Consider the following 16,595-nt stretch of genomic DNA (forward strand, 5'->3'; position numbering starts at 1 on the left):
GTCATGGCCCAGGTGAGACGCCCGGTCCCATTCCGAACCCGGAAGCTAAGGCCTGGCACGGCGATGGTACTGCACTCGACAGGGTGTGGGAGAGTAGCACACCGCCGCATCACACGTTAAGAAAAGCCCCGATACCACGACGGTACCGGGGCTTTCTGCATTCCGGGGCGTGCACGGGAATCACCCCAACCCGCCCGCCACGCGGGCACCCTCCCCTCAAAGGGGAGGGAAAGACTCTGAATCTTCAACCGCGTCTGCGAAACGTACGACACTTCAGCCGGGGGAGTCAAATGCTCCGCCCAGCTCAAGGATGGTCTAGTACACGGAATACCCGCCATCGACCTGGATGTTGGTGCCGGTGATGTACGACGACGCGTCGCTGGCGAGGAACAGCACTGCCGAGGCGATCTCCTCGTTCGTGCCGAACCGGTGCATCGGCACCGGCGCGATCATCAGATCATGCCCTTCCGGCGTAATCCGTCCCTCGAAAATACCGGACCATACGTATCCCGGCGACACGGCATTCGACCGAATCCCGTACGGTGCCAACGCGGCGGCCAGATATCGCGCGTATTCGTAGATGCCGGCCTTCGTCGCACCGTACGCGGCCACCGGCGACGGTCCACCGCCGATATAGTTCGCGTTGTGCCCGGACAGCGACGACGTGAAGATCAGCGATCCGCCGTGCCCATGCTCGCGCATGATTTGCTGCGCGATCTGCGCGGTCATGTACGCGCCGGTCAGATTGATATCGATCGTCTTCTTCCAGACCTCGTACGGTTCGTCGGCATCGTCTCCGGGCACGTTCACGCCGGCGTTGATGAACGCGATGTCCACCGTCCCCAGCGAATCAATCAGGCTCTGCTTAAGTTCGGCCACCTGCTCGCGATCGGACACGTCGCAATACAACGGCACGACGTTCACGTCGTACCGATCGGACAACTCATCGACGAGCGATTCCAGCGTGTCCTTCGTGCGCGGCAGGTCAACGATCGCCACGTCGGCGCCGGCCTCGGCCCAAGCCGCCGCCGTGTTGCGTCCCAGTCCGCCCGCGCCGCCGGTCACGAATCCCTTCTTGCCGGCCAACGAGAACCGGTTCATAATGCGGTGCCCGGGATCTTTCCACTGGTCGAGGGGATATTGATCGAATACCGTTTCGTCCGTCATTGGACCTCCGTTCTGTCAAGGCGCGGCATCGTTGCCGCAACCGTTATGCCGAGCGTAGCACGACGAACGATACGGCTGGCGGCGATCAGATGAATTCGAACGGAAATGTTGCGCGAGCGTTGCGCAACAGAGAAGAGATGCGGGAAGAGCGATGCGTCGCGTGATGCAACAGTGCCAGCAAAGACGAGGGGTCGGGGTATCTTTAATAGGTTGGAATAGCTGTACGCAAACAATCGATGATTCGGAGAACAACATCATGGCTTTTGGCACCGATCCTCACCCGCAGGGACTTGCGAATCCGCCGATCGACGATCTGATGGAGCATGCTGATTCCAAGTACGCTCTGGCGATCTTCGCGGCCAAGCGAGCCCGTCAGATCAACTCCTACTTCACGCAGCTCAACGAGGGTCTGCTGCAGAACGTCGGCCCGCTGGTCGAATACCAGAACCAGGAGAAGCCGCTGTCCATCGCGTTCCGCGAGATCAACGAGGGTCTGCTTGAGGAGACGCTCGGCGAGGACGATCTGAGCGAAGGCAACTGATCGGCAACCAACGCTGGCGATCGCTGCCCGGCGACTGTCCGGACAACCAGCCATCGCTAGGCAAAAACCGCCACATTATATCGTATACGCCCCATCGGTACGTCGTGCGAGAAACAATCTCCACGAAAGAGTACCGGTGGGGCGTATTATGTTGAGCTAATGGCACAGCAACGACGCGCGTGACGGATGATGCCGGTCGAGGTATGACCGGGCGCGCGTTCTCCGTTGCGTACACGTATGGCAAGCCATCGGATTCGATTCGCCGTGGCCGCAGGCGGGTACGAATGGGGAACGGTGCGGCATGAAGAAGGTGCGCGTATGGAGCGTCGTTTGATTTCGGCCGAATCGGTGACCGAAGGACATCCCGACAAGATCTGCGATCAGATTTCGGATGCGATTCTGGACGATCTGCTGCGGCAGGATATTCACTCGCACGTCGCCGTGGAGACCGTGGCCGGCGTGGGCCAGTTCCTGATCTTCGGTGAGGTGAACAGCGAAGGCTACTGCGAAGTGCAGCATGTGGTGCGTGACGTGGTGCGTCGCATCGGCTACACGAGCAGCGAGGTCGGCCTCGACGCCGATTCGTGCGGCGTGCTCGTGTCGATCACCGGCCAGAGCGCGGAGATCAATCAGGGCGTGTCCCGTCTGAGCCACGAGCAGGAGACGGCCGCCTCCCGTGAGGAGCGTTACGAGGCGCAGGGCGCCGGCGATCAGGGCGTGATGTTCGGCTACGCGACCGACGAGACCGACGTGATGATGCCGCTGCCGATCCATCTGGCGCACCGTCTTGCCTACCGTCTCGCTCAGGTGCGCAAGAGCGGCGAGGTGCCGCATCTGCGCCCGGACGGCAAGACGCAGGTCACCATCGAATACGACGAAAACGACCACGCCGTGCGCCTCGACACGGTGCTGATTTCCACTCAGCACGATCCCGAGGCCACGCACGACTGGCTGCAGGCGCAGCTCGTCGAGCACGTCATCAAGCCGGTGCTTGACGAAGTCCTCGGCGACACGGTCGAGCACGACGACTACCGCGTGCTCGTCAACCCGACCGGCTCGTTCGTACTCGGCGGCCCGGCCGCGGACTCGGGGCTCACCGGCCGCAAGATCATCGTCGACACGTACGGTGGCGCCGCCCACCACGGCGGTGGCGCGTTCAGCGGCAAGGACCCGAGCAAGGTCGACCGTTCCGCCGCGTACGCCGCCCGCTGGGTCGCCAAGAACATCGTGGCCGCGGGACTCGCGCACAAGGTCGAGGTGCAGGTCGCGTACGCGATCGGCGTGGCTGACCCGGTCTCCGTGAACGTCGAGACGTACGGCACCGAAATCGGCGGCGTGACCCGCGATCAGATCCAACGCGCGGTGCGCAAGGTGTTCGATCTGCGTCCGGCTGCGATCATCGACGAACTCGACCTGCTGCGTCCGATCTACTCGAAGACCGCCGCATACGGCCACTTCGGCCGGGAGGACAAGGACTTCACGTGGGAGCGCACCGACAAGGTCGACGAGCTCAAGGCCGCGATCGCCGAGTGACGATTCCGGCTGTGCATCGTCGGGCTGCGACGACATGCCTGATGCGTCGGGTGTGTCACCCCCTCAGTCAGCTTTGCTGACAGCTCCCCCTTCAGGGGGAGCAAAGGGAAAAGGGAGGACAAAGCGACCTGTATCACCGTCACTGTCTCCCTTCAGGGGGATCAGGGAACGGTCGAATCAATAATTCAATGACAGACTATGGCGCCTGCCGTGACGGATGTTCGCGGCGGGCGTTTTTGCAAACGGCAACGCAACGCGTACTGCATACCGCGTTGCGTAACGAATATCACGTAACCAATACGCGTAACGAATACCGCGCATATTCACGAAAGAGGCGAAATCAATCATGGGTTACGGCAAATTGATGACCGTCGGCGAGATGGTCGGTGAATTCATCCAACCGAATCCGCTGCTGCGCGTCGAAGCGTTCGACGGATCGACGTTCGGCCCCGAAACGGCCGATCTGGTCGTCAAAGTCAACAATCCGAACGCGGTCTACCAACTGCTCACCCATCCCAACGAAATCGGCGCGGTGCGCGCGTACGTGCTCGGCGACTTCGACATCAAGGGCATCGACTATGCCGACCCGTATCCGCAGCTGCGGCAGCTGCTCGCGGTCGCGCCGTACGTGCGCCCGCTGTCGCCGCTCGGCATCGCCAAGGTCGGCGGCGCGATCCTCAGCCACGGCTACCGCAAGCCGCCGGTGCCGAAGACCGAGGGGCCGTCGAAGTTCGCGCGCATCAAGTCCGGCCTGCTGCCGCACACCGAAAAGGCCGACAGCGAAACCGTGAGCTTCCACTATGACCTGTCCAACGGGTTCTACCGCAATTTCCTCGGACCCACCATGACCTACACGTGCGCCGTGTTCCCGAGCGAGGAGACGAGTCTCGAGGACGCGCAGCTCAACAAGATCCGCCTCGTGCTCGACAAGCTCGGGCTGAAGCCCGGCGACCGTCTGCTCGACATCGGCTGCGGCTGGGGCTCGCTCGTGATCGAGGCCGCCAAGCGCGGCATCAAGGCGCTCGGCGTGTCGCTGTCGAAGGAACAGATCGAATACGGGCAGGAGTGGATCAAGCGCGAAGGACTGGAGGATCTGGCCGAACTGCGCGTCATGGACTACCGCGACGTGCCCGAACGCGACTTCGACGGCATCTGCTCGATCGGCATGATGGAGCACGTGGGCGTCAAGAACTACCAGAGCTACTTCGAGGAGATGTTCAAGCTCCTCAAGCCCTGCGGCCGACTGCTCAACCACCAGATCACCATCAGCCACGACAAGCCGAATGGCAAGCCCGGCACCGACGAATTCCTCGACCGCTACATCTTCCCCGACGGCGACCTCGGCGCGCCCGGATTCATCGAAAGCTGCATCCACGACGCCGGATTCAACGTGGTGCATCAGGAAAACCTGCGCCAGCACTACGCGCTCACCCTGCACCACTGGAACCGCAACCTCGCCGCGCACTGGGACGAAGCCGTGGCCGAGGTCGGGTTCGAACGGGCGAAGGTATGGGGCCTGTACATGGCCGCGTGCGCGCTGAACTTCGAACTCGACGGCATCCAGGTGCACCAGTTCCTCGCGGTCAAGCCCGATCGAGTGGGGCATCCGGACGGCAAGTGGTATCCGCTGCGCCCGTGGTGGAAGGCGTGAGGCCGTCGTGCGGTGCGTGACGTGGTGCGGCGCATGGTGCGTGGCGTGAGTCGCGTGGCCGCATCACGTGAGTCGTGCTACTGCGTTGGTTGCGTTGCCTTGCCGCGTTACTCGAGTCACTGTTGACTCGGCTGGTCACGCGATGGAATTGGCGCGATTCAATCCGTCGCGTGACCGCAACAGCAAGCACCGCTTGTGGTAAACAATGAGGTATGACTTCTGAGCATGCCGAACAGCCGACGTTTGACGGGTTCGCCGACCCCAAACGTCGCCGGCATGCGCGCAAGGCCAAGACCCCGGCCGCCGAGAACCCGATCGCTCAGGTCGTGCTCGACGTGCAGGCCACGCATCTGGGCCGCACGTTCGACTATCTCGTCGAAGAGCAGCAGTCCGAGGCCGCACAGCCCGGCGTGATGGTGCGCGTGCGGTTCGGCGGGCAACGGCTCGACGGCATCATCTGGAACCGGGCGGCGTCCAGCGACACGCCGGAATCGTCATTGCGGTATCTGGAACGGGTGATCACGCCGAACCCGGTCGTATCCGCGTCGATGAGGCGGGACGTCACGCTGATCGCCGATGCATACGGTGGCACCAGGGCGAACATTCTGCGCTTCGCCGTGCCGCCGCGCGTCGCCTATGTCGAAGAGGAGCAGCAGATCGTCGCAGCCGGCGTGGCTGGTGCCGGGGCCGGCGTGAGGCAGCGGTTCGGCGCGGCGCAGGAACAGGCTCGAGACACGGGATTCGACGCGGTTCGACGGTCCTACGACGGTGCGGAACGGTTGCGTTCCGCGCTGGAAGGCACTGGATTCGCATCGTTCGTGGTGGATGCGTTGCCCGGAGCGTTGCAGTGGGCGCGTGACCTGGCGTGGATGATGATGACCGCGATGCTTGCGGGGAAGGCGGCGGTGATCGTACTGCCGACCTCGCGTGAGGTGAACGATCTTGCGCAGGTCCTGACTGCCGTCTACGGATTGCGAAGGTTTGCGCCCGACCAGGCCACGCATGGCGGTTACCGCGGCGATTTCGTGGTGCTCGACGGCGGATCGGTGCCGCCGGCGGAACGTTACCGCGCGTATCTGGCCGCGTCGAGCGGGCAGGTGCGTTGCGTGATCGGCGCCCGTTCGGCCATGTACGCGCCGGTCGAGGGACCGGCGCTGTTCGCGATCGTCGACGATCTCGCCTATCAGAACATGGACGGGTTCATGCCGTACCCGAACGCGCGCGGCGTGCTGCGGCTGCGGGCCAAGGCGCATGGCGGCGTGTTCGTCAGTCTTGCGAACGTGCGCAGCCCGATCAGCCAATGGGAGACGAACGGCGACGGCGATCCGGCCAGCGTGCGGGAAACGCCGACCAGCGGATTCTCGACCGCGATCCGACCGTTGCCGGCCGTCATCAAGGAACGCAGTCCGTGGATACGCTGGCTGAACCGCGACGAACTCGCGCGACTTGCTGACCCGAGCATCGGCGCACGCGTGCCGCACACCGCCGTACGAGTCCTGACCGAAGCGTTGGCGAGCGGGCCGGTACTGTTGTCGATACCAGCCGACGGCATCACCGAATCGTTGAGTTGCGCACGTTGTCACCGACAGGCGCGATGCGCACGTTGCACCGGACCGCTGGAACGTGTCGCGGGACTCGCGGGACCGTCTGCGCCGGGGCCATCGGTTGCCGGCGCACGACAGCAACAGCCGAATACCGGCGTGCGTTGCCGATGGTGCGGCTCGGCGGCCGTCAACTGGACATGCCCGGGCTGCGGCGGCGACCGGCTGCGCGTCGTGCGCGTCGGTGCGGCCGGAACCGCGCAGGAACTGGCCGGACTGTTCCGCGGCGTGCCGATCGTCATGTCGTCGCACAGCCAGCCGCGCGGCGTGATCGACACGGTCGCCGCGACCCCGCAGATCGTCATCGCCACCCCCGGCTGCGAGCCGCGCGTGGAAGCCGTGGACGGCGGCCGCGGCGAATACCGGGCGGTCGCGATCCTCGACGCGTGGACCAGCCTGTACGCGCCCGGCGTGGACGCGCGATGCGATGCGCTCGCATCATGGATGCGATCGATGGCATTATGCGCGCCGCGCTCACGGGACGGGCAAGGACTGCTGATCGGCGAAACCGATCCGGTGATCGCGCGCTCGCTCATGCTATGGGACTCGTCGCTGCTGGCGGCCAAGGAGATCGAGGAGCGCTCGCAGATCGGCTTGCCGCCGGTGTACGCGGCGGCCTGCGTATGGGGGCGGCGCGACGCGGTGAGAACCGCGCTGACGCGCATCGGCGTGCTGGGCGGCGACTGGTCCACGGTCGGCGACCTGCCGGCGGTGCTCGGGCCGGTGCCGATCCCGCAGCCCGCGACCATCAACGCGCGCGAGCTGGAAAGCACTGCCGACCGGGTCAAAGCGGTCGTGCGCGTCGCGCAATCGCATCGCGGCGAACTGGCGATTCGGCTGCGCAACGCCGTCGCGCAGCATGTCGCGTCGCGCGAGCCGGGCGAACTGCGGTTCCGGCTCGATCCGAAAGACCTGATCTGACGATTCCGCGCAGCATGCAACGGTGGCTGGCATACGTTGTCAATGATTGGTCCGCGCGTACCACCGGCGTATGTCGTCGCCGCGGCATGGGACGATAGCGTAGACAACCGTGGCGTATCGTACGGAACGGAGGAGCATATGAAGGGCTGGCCGGGAGAACCGGATATGGAACATGACGTGCTGATGGCGGACGGCAACGCCGCATTGGCCGCGGGCAAGCCGATCACCGACGTGATCTTCGACTTCGGCAACGTGCTGATCTACTGGGACCCGTCCGCGGCGCTGATCGCGCGCTACGATCAGGCGACGATCGACCGGTTCCTCGACAACGACGTCTCCGGATTCTACGACGCGAACGACATGATGGACGGCGGCGAGGAGCCGGACGTCGCGATCGCGTGGATGCGCGATACGCATGGTGCGCAGTGGGCCGACATCCTGCGCTACTACATCGACAACTTCGAGGATTCGCTGACCGGCATCGTGCCGGGCATACGCGTGTTGGTGGACGATCTGAAGGCCGCCGGCATCGGCGTGTGGGGATTGTCGAACTGGGAGAAGAACCTGTTCCACTGCGCCGAGGAGAACTGCAAGATCCTGCAGCGGCTCGACGGCAAGCTCGTGTCCGGCTTCGTCAAGCTGCGCAAGCCGCATCGCGACATCTACGACGAGGCGCTTCGCCGGTTCGGCATCGAGGCGTCCGGCAGCGTGTTTGTGGACGACAAGGCCATGAACATCGTCGGCGCGAACGAGGCCGGCATCCGTGGCATCCGGTTCTCCGACTCGCGCAAGCTGCGTGAGATCCTCATCGCGCAGGGCGTGAACATCCCAGGCGTGCAAACCGTGCAGTGAGCGTAGCATCCGGCTGGAAATCGCATAATCACCTGCCTCGGCTCTCTGCCGGAGAGTCGCTGAATCGTCAATGAGATCGTATGGATCGTATGCCGGCGCGTTTGTGCGCGTGCCGTTGGCTGGCTGTTGCCGGCCGTTGTCTGATCGAGAATCAAGGAGAACATCCGTATGCTGAAGATTCTGTTTGCCGGCACGCCGGACGTGGCCGTGCCGTCGTTGTGTGCGCTGGCCGCCGACACCGAACATGTCGAGATCGTGGCCGTACTGACGCGTCCGGACGCGCCGACCGGTCGCGGACGTAAGCTCACGCCCAGCCCGGTCAAGCAGGCCGCGCTCGAACTCGACCTGCCGGTGATCGAATCCGACCCGTCCGAGGACTGTTTCATCAGCGAACTGATCGCCACCGGCGCGCAGGCCGCCGCGGTCGTCGCCTACGGCAAGATTCTCAAGGAATCCGTGCTCGACGCGCTGCCGCTCGGCTGGTACAACCTGCACTTCTCCATGCTGCCCAAGTGGCGTGGCGCGGCCCCCGCGCAGCGCGCCATCTGGGCCGGCGACCAGTCCACCGGCGTGACCGTGTTCCGCATCACGCGCGGCATGGACGCCGGTCCGATCGTCTCCCAGCTGGAAACCGAGATCGGCAAGCACGAGACGGCCGGCGAACTGCTCGACCGGTTGGCGCAGGTCGGCTCGAACGTGCTGGTGCGTGCGATGGAGGCCGTGGAGGCCGGGCGTGCGGCCGCGGTGCCGCAGCAGGAGGGCGAGTACGCGAAGGCCGAGAAGATCACGGTCGAGAGCGCGCATATCGTGTTCGAGGCGCCGGTGCATGACGTGGACTGCCAGATCCGCGCGTGCACGCCCAACCCGGGCGCATGGTGCGAGCTGCACGCCGACGATGCGGACGGCGCCGAGCCGACGACCCTGCACGTGCTGCGCGCGCAGCCGGCCGACATGGATCATCCGCACGTGCCGGCGGGGTTGGCCCCCGGCGTGATCGCGGCCGGCAAGAAGAACGTGTGGGTCGGCACGCTGTCCGACCCGTTGGAACTGCTTGAGGTCAAAGCGCAGGGCAAGAAGGCCATGCGCGCCGCCGACTGGGCGCGAGGCGCCCGCCTTGCGGGTGATGCCCACTGCGCGTAGCGGGGCGTCCGGGCGGCAGCGCATGATCGCGCGGTGCTGGTGCCGTGTATCGGAATCGCGCTTTGCGCGATGCTGTCTATCAGCGGACTTCGTCCGCAGTACCCCAGCCCGTCAGCTTCGCTGACACCCTCCCCTGAGAGGGAAGGGAATTTATGGAATCGCGCTTTGCGCGATGCTGTATTATCGGCGGACTTTGTCCGCGGTACCCCACCCGACCGGCCTATGCCGGCCACCCTCCCCTGAAAGGGGAGGGAATTTGGGGAATCGTGTTGTGCGCGATGCTGTGTTGTTGACGGACTTTGTCCGCGGTACCCAGCCCGTCGGTTTCGCAGATAAAGGGGCACAACCTTTCCCTCCCCTTTCAGGGGAGGGTGGCCGGCGGAGGCCGGTCGGGTGGGGTACGCGGCGTCAGCCGCCAACAACACAGCATCGTGTGACAGCGTGATTCCAGCTCGAAGCCGTCACTACCCCCTAACATGCAAGCCGTTGCAGCAGAGCCTGATCGATCCTTTCACAGACCAGATCGAAATGGCGATCGACTTCAATATTGGTGAACCGCATCGTCAAGATGTCATGCCGGGCAAACGTACTCGTTCTCTTGTCGTCATGTTGCCGTTGCTCTTCAGTGAAATGTCCGCCGCCGTCGACTTCGACGACGAGTCGTGCTTTTGCGCAGTAGAAATCCGCGATGTATCCCAATAACGGTGCCTGTCTGCGGAATCGGGTCGAGTGAGTGCGCAGATGACCGTTCCATAACGCGAGTTCCCAGGGCGTCATCGTCTTGCGTAAGCCGCGTGCTTTGTCGGTTTGGGCGACGTTGTAGTGCTTCATTTGCCAAGCGTATCAGGTGACGGAAGGCAGGTGCGTTGTTGAATGGCATCGCTCACGCTACGCGTGAACGATGCTGTGTTGTCGGCGGCACTTGCGTGCCGCGGTACCCCACCCGTCAGCTTCGCTGACACCCTCCCCTGAAAGGGGAGGGAAACAGGGACGGCAAACAGCGGAACGACATGGTCGACCGCCTTCCCTGAAAAGGGGAAGGAAACTCGGCATCGTGTTGTCCCGCGATGTGATGTTGCCGGCGGCGCTAATGTGCCACGGCATCCCAGACCATTCGCTCCCGGACTTCTTCCCCTGAGCGGGAAACGAGGACTCTTTCTTGGATAAAAGGGCACAGCCTTTCCTCCCCTTTCAGGGGAGGGTGGCCGGCGTAGGCCGGTCGGGTGGGGTACGCGGCGTCAGCCGCCAACAACACAGCATCGTGTGACAGCGCGATTCCGTGTTTGCACGCACCCCACCCGTCAGCTTCGCTGACACCCTCCCCTTTCAGAGGAGGGAAACTTGGCGTCGCCTGCGCGAATGAGGTCAGGCGCGCAGGAGGGGGAGGACCTGGGTGAGATCGCGCTCGTTGATGGCGCAGTGGGCGGCGAGCTGGGTCTTGGGCTTCGCACAGAACGCGATGCCGAGGCCGGCGGCCTGGATCATCGGGATGTCGTTCGCGCCGTCGCCCACGGCCACGGTCTGGCCCATCGGCACGCCGTCGCGCTTCGCCCACGCCTGCAGCGCGTGCAGCTTCACCGTCTTGCACACGATGTCACCGACCACCTGCCCGGTCAGCAGTCCGTTCTCGACCTCCAGCCGGTTCGCCAACCAGTAATCGATCTTCGCATCGGCCGCCAGCCGATCCACTACCTCGTGGAATCCGCCCGACACCACGCCGACCTTCCAGCCGTGCGCATGCAGCTCGTCGATCAGTTCGAGCGCGCCATTCGTAAAATGCAGCGACTCGTACACCGTATCGAATACCGAAACCGGCAGTCCACGCAGCAACGCGACGCGTGCGCGCAGCGCTTCGCAGAACTCCAGTTCGCCGCGCATCGCACGTTCCGTCACTGCGGCGATCTCGTCACCGCAGCCGGCCGCCTCGCCCAACTGGTCGATGACCTCCTCGTCGATCAGCGTCGAATCGACGTCCATCACCAGCAAACCGGGCGCGGACAAGGTCGGCGTGTCAAGATCCTGCAATGTTTCGTCAAGCATACGTTCGATTGTCGAAAAACGTTGGGACAATGGCCCCTATGAATTTTTTCGAGACAATGCAGCCAACCGCCATCCTCGCCGCCAACGACATCGCCGTATGCACGACCGGCGAGACCGGACTGATCGGCGCGATCACCGACTGGCTCGTCGGCCTCATGGAAACGGTCGGCGGCATCGGCGTGGCGTTCGCCATCGCGCTCGAATCGATCTTCCCGCCCATCCCCAGCGAAGTGATCCTCCCGCTCGCCGGATTCACGGCCGCGCGCGGCACGCTGAACCTGGCCGAGGCGATCATCTGGGCGACCGTCGGCTCGCTGCTCGGCGCATGGGCGCTGTACGGCATCTCGCGCTGGGTCGGTCTGCACCGCATCCACCGCGCGGCCGACGTGATCCCCGGAGTCAGCCGCAAGGACGTGAACAAGGCCAACGACTGGTTCACCCGATACGGCACCTGGTCGGTGCTCATCGGCCGTGTGATCCCGGTCGTGCGCTCGCTGATCTCGATCCCGGCCGGCTTCAACCGCATGAACTTCGCGCAGTTCACCGGCTGGACGCTGCTCGGCTCGGCCGTATGGAACACGATTCTCGTATCGACCGGCTACCTGCTCGGCGACCAGTGGTGCTCGATTCTCGGCGTGCTCGGCGTGTTCGAGGACGTGGTGATCGTCGTCTTCATCGTGGTCATCGCGGTGCTCGCGGCGCGCAAGATCCGTAGCATGATGGCAGCGAAGAAGAACCGATAGGAACCGATAGACAAGCGAGGCATACGATGGGCGAGGAGCGCAGCGCCGAGGAACTGGCCGAGCTGAACGACCGGCTGATGGAGAAGAACCATGCGCTCGCGCAGGCGCTGACCCGCGCGGGCAAGGAGCTGACGAAAGCGAAATCGCAGCTTGCGCAGCTCGCTCAGCCGCCGCTCACGTTCGCCACGATGATCCGCGTCGATTCGGTGCGCACCGACGATGACGGCATCCAGCACGCATCAGCCGAAATCCTCTCCGGCACGCGCCGCATGGTCGTGCCCATCGCAGCCAACGTCAACGCATCCCGGCTTGCGGCCGGCAACACGGTCATGCTCAACGAGAACATGGTGCTGGTCGAGCAGCGCGGCCCGGATACGCTCGGCGCGGTCCGCACCGTCAAGGAACCGCTTGCCGACGGCCGGCTGCTCGTCGCGGACGCGTCCGGCAACCCGCGGCTGATCCGGCGAGCCAGTACGCTCGCCTCTGCCGCGATCAATCCGGCCGACCGCGTGGTTGTGGACAACTCGGATCGCATCGCGCTCGAAGTGCTGCCAGAAACCGACGACGCCGATCTCGTGCTCGAGGAGACGCCGGATGTCACGTTCGCGGACATCGGCGGCCTCGACGAACAGATCGAACGCATCCGCGACGCCGTGCAGCTGCCGTTCCTGCACCGCGCGCTGTTCGAACGCTACGACCTGACCCCGCCCAAGGGCGTGCTGCTGTATGGCCCTCCCGGCAACGGCAAGACGCTCATCGCCAAAGCCGTCGCGCACGCGCTCGCGGACGGTTCCGGTAATGGGTCCGGCGTGTTCCTGTCGGTCAAAGGGCCGGAGCTGCTCAACAAGTTCGTCGGCGAATCGGAGCGGCTCGTACGCATGATCTTCAAACGCGCCCGCGAACGCGCCGCCGACGGCCGGCCGGTCATTGTGTTCATCGACGAGATGGACTCGCTGCTGCGCACGCGCGGCTCCGGTGTTTCGTCGGACGTGGAGACGACGATCGTGCCGCAGTTTTTGGCCGAACTCGACGGCGTGGAGCGGCTCGACAACGTGATGGTGATCGGTGCCTCGAATCGTATCGACATGATCGATCCGGCCGTGTTACGACCGGGGCGGCTGGACGTGAAGATTCACGTGGAACGTCCAGGGGCCACGGGCGCGGTGTCGATTGTGCGGCATTACCTGACCGACGACCTGCCGCTCGAGCCGGGCACGGATGCGGAATCGCTGACGCGCGTGCTGGTACAGGATATCTACGACCGGTCGGAACGGCGGCATCTGTGCGATCTGTGCAACGACCGGGGCGCGTGGTCGGCGCTGTTCCTGGCCGACGTGGCGTCCGGCGCGATGCTCAAGAACATCGTGGACCGGGCGAAGACGAAGGCGGTCAAGGCATCGATCGTGTCCGGTTCGCCGGTCGCGCTGGACGCGGCGATGCTGGGGGCCGCGGTCGAGGACGAGTTCGCGGAGACGCGCGATTCGGTGCTGGACGCGGACCCCGAGCAGTGGAGCCGAATCAACGGGCTGGACGCGGGGCGCGTGGTGCGGATTCGTGCGGTCGCGGCGTGAGGACGGGGATGATCTCGCGATTGTCGGTCGACCGAACGTGGTCGTGTATTTGCTGGTTAGGTTGACTGTGTTTGCGTACCTGTTGTTTCGGCTGAGTCGTCCATTCATCCATCATTCGGTCCAGTCGTCCATCTAGCTGTCATTCGACCGGATAGTTCGTCGATCTGTCATTTCGGTTAATTCGTCCATCTGTCTGTCATTCCGGTCGAATAGTTCATCTATCTGTCATTTCGACCGAGCGTAGCGAGCGGAGAAATCTTAATCGCGGACAGTCTTTCGCAAGATTTCTCGACTCGGCTTCGCCTCGCTCGAAATGACAAGACAACAAGGAGCCAAGACATAAGGTGTCGGCTTGATTGAGTACTTTGGAACCTATGAGTTCCAAAGCACTTCGTATGTCTACCCTGTTCCTGCGCACCCTGCGCGAGGACCCCGCCGACGCGGACGTCGATTCCGCGAAACTGCTGCAGCGCGCCGGATACATCCGCAAGGCCGCGCCCGGCATCTGGACCTGGCTGCCGCTCGGTCTGCGCGTTCTGAACAAGATCGAGGAGATCATCCGCGAGGAGATGGACGGCATCGGCGCGCAGGAGGTGCACTTCCCGGCACTGCTGCCGCGTGAACCGTACGAGGCCACCCATCGTTGGGAGGAGTACGGCGACAACATCTTCCGCCTCAAGGATCGTCATCGGGCCGACTACCTGCTTGCGCCGACGCACGAGGAGATGTTCACGCTGCTCGTCAAGGACATGTACTCGTCGTACAAGGATCTGCCGGTCGTGCTGTACCAGATCCAGACCAAGTACCGTGACGAGTTCCGTCCGCGCGCCGGCCTGATCCGCGGCCGCGAGTTCGTGATGAAGGACGCCTACTCGTTCAACGTGGACGAGGAAGGCATGCGCAAGGCGTACATGGATGAGCGCGGCGCGTACGAGCGCGTGTTCCAGCGCATCGGCCTCAAGTATGTGCCGGTGTTCGCGATGTCCGGTCCGATGGGCGGCTCCGCGTCCGAGGAGTTCCTCGCGTCGATGCCGATCGGCGAGGACACGTTCGCGCTGGCGCCGAGCGGCAAGGCGTGGAACGTCGAGGCGCTGCACACGCCCGAACTGCCCGAGATCGACGCGTCCGCGACTCCGGCCGCCACCAAGGAATCGACCCCGGACGCGAAGACCATCGACAAGATGATCGAACGCGCCAACGCCGATCATCCGCGTACGGATGGCCGTTCGTGGGAGGCCTCCGACATTCTGAAGAATGTGGTGATCGCCGTCAAGCATCCCGAGGATGCGGAGCACGACGAGCCGTGGCGCGAGATCATCGTCGTCGGCGTGCCGGGCGACCGCACGGTCGACATGAAGCGTCTCGAGGCGCAGTTCGCGCCGGCCGAGCTGGAAGAGGCCACTGAAGAGGATCTCAAGGCGCATCCGGAGCTCGTGCCGGGCTACATCGGACCGATGGTGCTCGGCCCGCAGGCCAATCCCGCCGGCGTCAAGGAACCGCTGCGCTACCTCGTGGACGCGCATGTGGTCAAGGGTTCCGCGTGGTTCACCGGCGCCGACGAGCATGAGGTCGACTACTACAACCTCGTCTACGGCCGCGATTTCGAGGCCGACGGCGTGGTGGAGGCCGTCGAGGTGCGTCATGGCGACATGAGCCCGGACGGTTCCGGCCCGTTGAGCTTCGAGCGCGGCGTAGAGATCGGCCAGGTGTTCCAGCTCGGTCTCAAGTACTCCAAGGCGCTCGATTTGAAGGTGCTCGACCAGAACGGCAAGACCGTGCCGGTGTGGATGGGCTGCTACGGCATCGGCGTGTCCCGCGTGCTCGCGTGCGTGGCCGAGACGCATCACGACGAGAAGGGCCTTGCATGGCCGTCCGTGATCGCGCCGGCCCAGGTGCATGTCGTGGCCACTGGCAAGGATGCGGCTGCGTTCGAGGCCGCCGAGCAGCTCGTCTCCGATCTTGAAGAGCGTGGCGTCGAGGTCATCTACGACGACCGCAAGAAGGTCTCGCCGGGCGTCAAGTTCAAGGACGCCGAGCTGATCGGCGTGCCGCTGATCGCCGTCGCCGGCCGCGACACGGTCAACAACGGCACGATCGAGGTGCGCGACCGCAACGGCGAGAACTCGGTCGCCGTGCCGGTCGCCGACGCGGTCGCCTCGATCGTCGATCGTCTGTGACTGTGTGTGATTGATCTGCATCAGTCGTCCGGTCTACTGGCTGTCTGACCGTCCGATAGGTCAAGCCTCCTCCCGTGTGCGGGAGGAGGCTTTTTCTATATGCGGCCGGACGGTTGTAGGAGTTGCGCCGCGTAGGGTCTGTTTGCGTGATGTTCGTGATAGCAGAGATGCGTTACTGGCCGAAATGTCACGCTAAGGGACTGTCTTGCGTGATGTTTTGGATAGTAAAGGTGGATTGCTGCCCAGAAGATCACGCAAATGGTCGGTTCTGCGTGATGTTTTGGATAGTAGGAGTAAGTTACTGGCCAAAATGTCACGCTAATAGGGGTATTTGTGTGATGTTCGTGATAGTGGAGGCGGGTTGCTAGCTGAAATATCACGCTGGGAAACTGTTTTGCGTGATGTTTTGGATAGTAGGGGTAGGTTGCTGGCTGAAATGCCACGCTAATGGATGATGGTCGGTTAATGGTCGGGGCTGTCTCGCTGAGGAATGTGCATGATGAATGAGGCTGAGTTTTTTGTACATGATGATCGTATGGTGGTCATATGTTCGCTGTTTGGATTGTGCTGTTATCCACAATGATGACGGTGCCGGCGATATGGCATATGTAACAGGTGCGTCAATCGTTTGATATCGATGATTGAGGCAGACGTCGTA

General features: G+C 63.8%; 12 protein-coding genes and 1 rRNA gene. 10 read left to right on the forward strand and 3 right to left on the reverse strand.

The genetic code is table 11. From position 1 onward, the window contains the following. Positions 1–110, forward strand: a 5S ribosomal RNA gene (gene rrf / locus AC1A0G_RS10840); the annotation flags it as partial. Between the two features lie 205 nt (positions 111–315). Here the strand turns inward: rrf and AC1A0G_RS10845 are convergent. After that, the gene (locus AC1A0G_RS10845; RefSeq protein ID WP_476529656.1) at positions 316–1,167 is read right to left on the reverse strand and encodes an SDR family NAD(P)-dependent oxidoreductase; all 852 of its coding nucleotides are present in this window, start codon (positions 1,165–1,167) and stop codon (positions 316–318) included. Positions 1,168–1,423: 256 nt separating this feature from the next. Between AC1A0G_RS10845 and rpoZ the strand changes: the two genes are divergently transcribed. The 6 genes from rpoZ (at position 1,424) to fmt (ending at position 9,406) form a co-directional block, all read left to right on the forward strand. Beyond that, entirely contained in the window at positions 1,424–1,708 is a 285-nt protein-coding gene (gene rpoZ / locus AC1A0G_RS10850; protein ID WP_163229016.1) for a DNA-directed RNA polymerase subunit omega, read from the forward strand. A gap of 318 nt (positions 1,709–2,026) precedes the next feature. After that, entirely contained in the window at positions 2,027–3,241 is a 1,215-nt protein-coding gene (gene metK, locus AC1A0G_RS10855; protein ID WP_476529658.1) for a methionine adenosyltransferase, read from the forward strand. A gap of 346 nt (positions 3,242–3,587) precedes the next feature. Beyond that, the gene (locus AC1A0G_RS10860) at positions 3,588–4,892 is read left to right on the forward strand and encodes a class I SAM-dependent methyltransferase (RefSeq protein ID WP_476529660.1); all 1,305 of its coding nucleotides are present in this window, start codon (positions 3,588–3,590) and stop codon (positions 4,890–4,892) included. A 212-nt stretch (positions 4,893–5,104) separates the two neighbouring features. Then, positions 5,105–7,414 (forward strand): primosomal protein N', encoded by a 2,310-nt coding sequence (locus tag AC1A0G_RS10865; RefSeq protein WP_476529662.1) that lies wholly within the window; start codon positions 5,105–5,107, stop codon positions 7,412–7,414. 138 nt (positions 7,415–7,552) lie between these two features. Next, a complete protein-coding gene (locus tag AC1A0G_RS10870; protein WP_476529664.1) occupies positions 7,553–8,266 on the forward strand; it encodes an HAD family hydrolase in 714 nt (237 codons plus the stop codon). A 168-nt stretch (positions 8,267–8,434) separates the two neighbouring features. Continuing rightward, a complete protein-coding gene (gene fmt / locus AC1A0G_RS10875) occupies positions 8,435–9,406 on the forward strand; it encodes a methionyl-tRNA formyltransferase (RefSeq protein WP_476529666.1) in 972 nt (323 codons plus the stop codon). Between the two features lie 471 nt (positions 9,407–9,877). Here fmt and AC1A0G_RS10880 read toward each other — a convergent pair whose 3' ends face one another. Together AC1A0G_RS10880 and serB are read right to left on the reverse strand one after the other, a co-directional pair. Next, positions 9,878–10,237, reverse strand: coding sequence for an endonuclease domain-containing protein (locus AC1A0G_RS10880; protein WP_476529668.1), 360 nt, complete (start codon positions 10,235–10,237; stop codon positions 9,878–9,880). A 534-nt stretch (positions 10,238–10,771) separates the two neighbouring features. Further along, complete coding sequence (gene serB / locus AC1A0G_RS10885) at positions 10,772–11,446, reverse strand: phosphoserine phosphatase SerB (protein ID WP_476529670.1); 675 nt, start codon at positions 11,444–11,446, stop codon at positions 10,772–10,774. A 56-nt stretch (positions 11,447–11,502) separates the two neighbouring features. On the opposite strand from serB, the gene AC1A0G_RS10890 reads away from it, so the two are divergent. From AC1A0G_RS10890 to AC1A0G_RS10900, 3 genes are all read left to right on the forward strand, one after another. Then, a complete protein-coding gene (locus AC1A0G_RS10890) occupies positions 11,503–12,189 on the forward strand; it encodes a DedA family protein (protein ID WP_476529672.1) in 687 nt (228 codons plus the stop codon). Between the two features lie 26 nt (positions 12,190–12,215). Continuing rightward, positions 12,216–13,760, forward strand: coding sequence for a proteasome ATPase (arc, locus tag AC1A0G_RS10895; RefSeq protein WP_476529674.1), 1,545 nt, complete (start codon positions 12,216–12,218; stop codon positions 13,758–13,760). Positions 13,761–14,134: 374 nt separating this feature from the next. Continuing rightward, the gene (locus tag AC1A0G_RS10900) at positions 14,135–15,937 is read left to right on the forward strand and encodes a proline--tRNA ligase (RefSeq protein WP_476529676.1); all 1,803 of its coding nucleotides are present in this window, start codon (positions 14,135–14,137) and stop codon (positions 15,935–15,937) included. Positions 15,938–16,595: the final 658 nt, after the last annotated feature.

The sequence above is a fragment of the Bifidobacterium sp. LH_230 genome (assembly GCF_056357555.1).

Excerpts from the sequence above, each read along its gene's own strand:
- AC1A0G_RS10845 (WP_476529656.1), bottom strand. The coding sequence starts at position 1,167 with ATGACGGACGAAACGGTATTCGATCAATATCCCCTCGACCAGTGGAAA.
- rpoZ (WP_163229016.1), top strand. The coding sequence starts at position 1,424 with ATGGCTTTTGGCACCGATCCTCACCCGCAGGGACTTGCGAATCCGCCG.
- metK (WP_476529658.1), top strand. The coding sequence starts at position 2,027 with ATGGAGCGTCGTTTGATTTCGGCCGAATCGGTGACCGAAGGACATCCC.
- AC1A0G_RS10860 (WP_476529660.1), top strand. The coding sequence starts at position 3,588 with ATGGGTTACGGCAAATTGATGACCGTCGGCGAGATGGTCGGTGAATTC.
- AC1A0G_RS10865 (WP_476529662.1), top strand. The coding sequence starts at position 5,105 with ATGACTTCTGAGCATGCCGAACAGCCGACGTTTGACGGGTTCGCCGAC.
- AC1A0G_RS10870 (WP_476529664.1), top strand. The coding sequence starts at position 7,553 with ATGAAGGGCTGGCCGGGAGAACCGGATATGGAACATGACGTGCTGATG.
- fmt (WP_476529666.1), top strand. The coding sequence starts at position 8,435 with ATGCTGAAGATTCTGTTTGCCGGCACGCCGGACGTGGCCGTGCCGTCG.
- AC1A0G_RS10880 (WP_476529668.1), bottom strand. The coding sequence starts at position 10,237 with ATGAAGCACTACAACGTCGCCCAAACCGACAAAGCACGCGGCTTACGC.
- serB (WP_476529670.1), bottom strand. The coding sequence starts at position 11,446 with ATGCTTGACGAAACATTGCAGGATCTTGACACGCCGACCTTGTCCGCG.
- AC1A0G_RS10890 (WP_476529672.1), top strand. The coding sequence starts at position 11,503 with ATGCAGCCAACCGCCATCCTCGCCGCCAACGACATCGCCGTATGCACG.
- arc (WP_476529674.1), top strand. The coding sequence starts at position 12,216 with ATGGGCGAGGAGCGCAGCGCCGAGGAACTGGCCGAGCTGAACGACCGG.
- AC1A0G_RS10900 (WP_476529676.1), top strand. The coding sequence starts at position 14,135 with ATGAGTTCCAAAGCACTTCGTATGTCTACCCTGTTCCTGCGCACCCTG.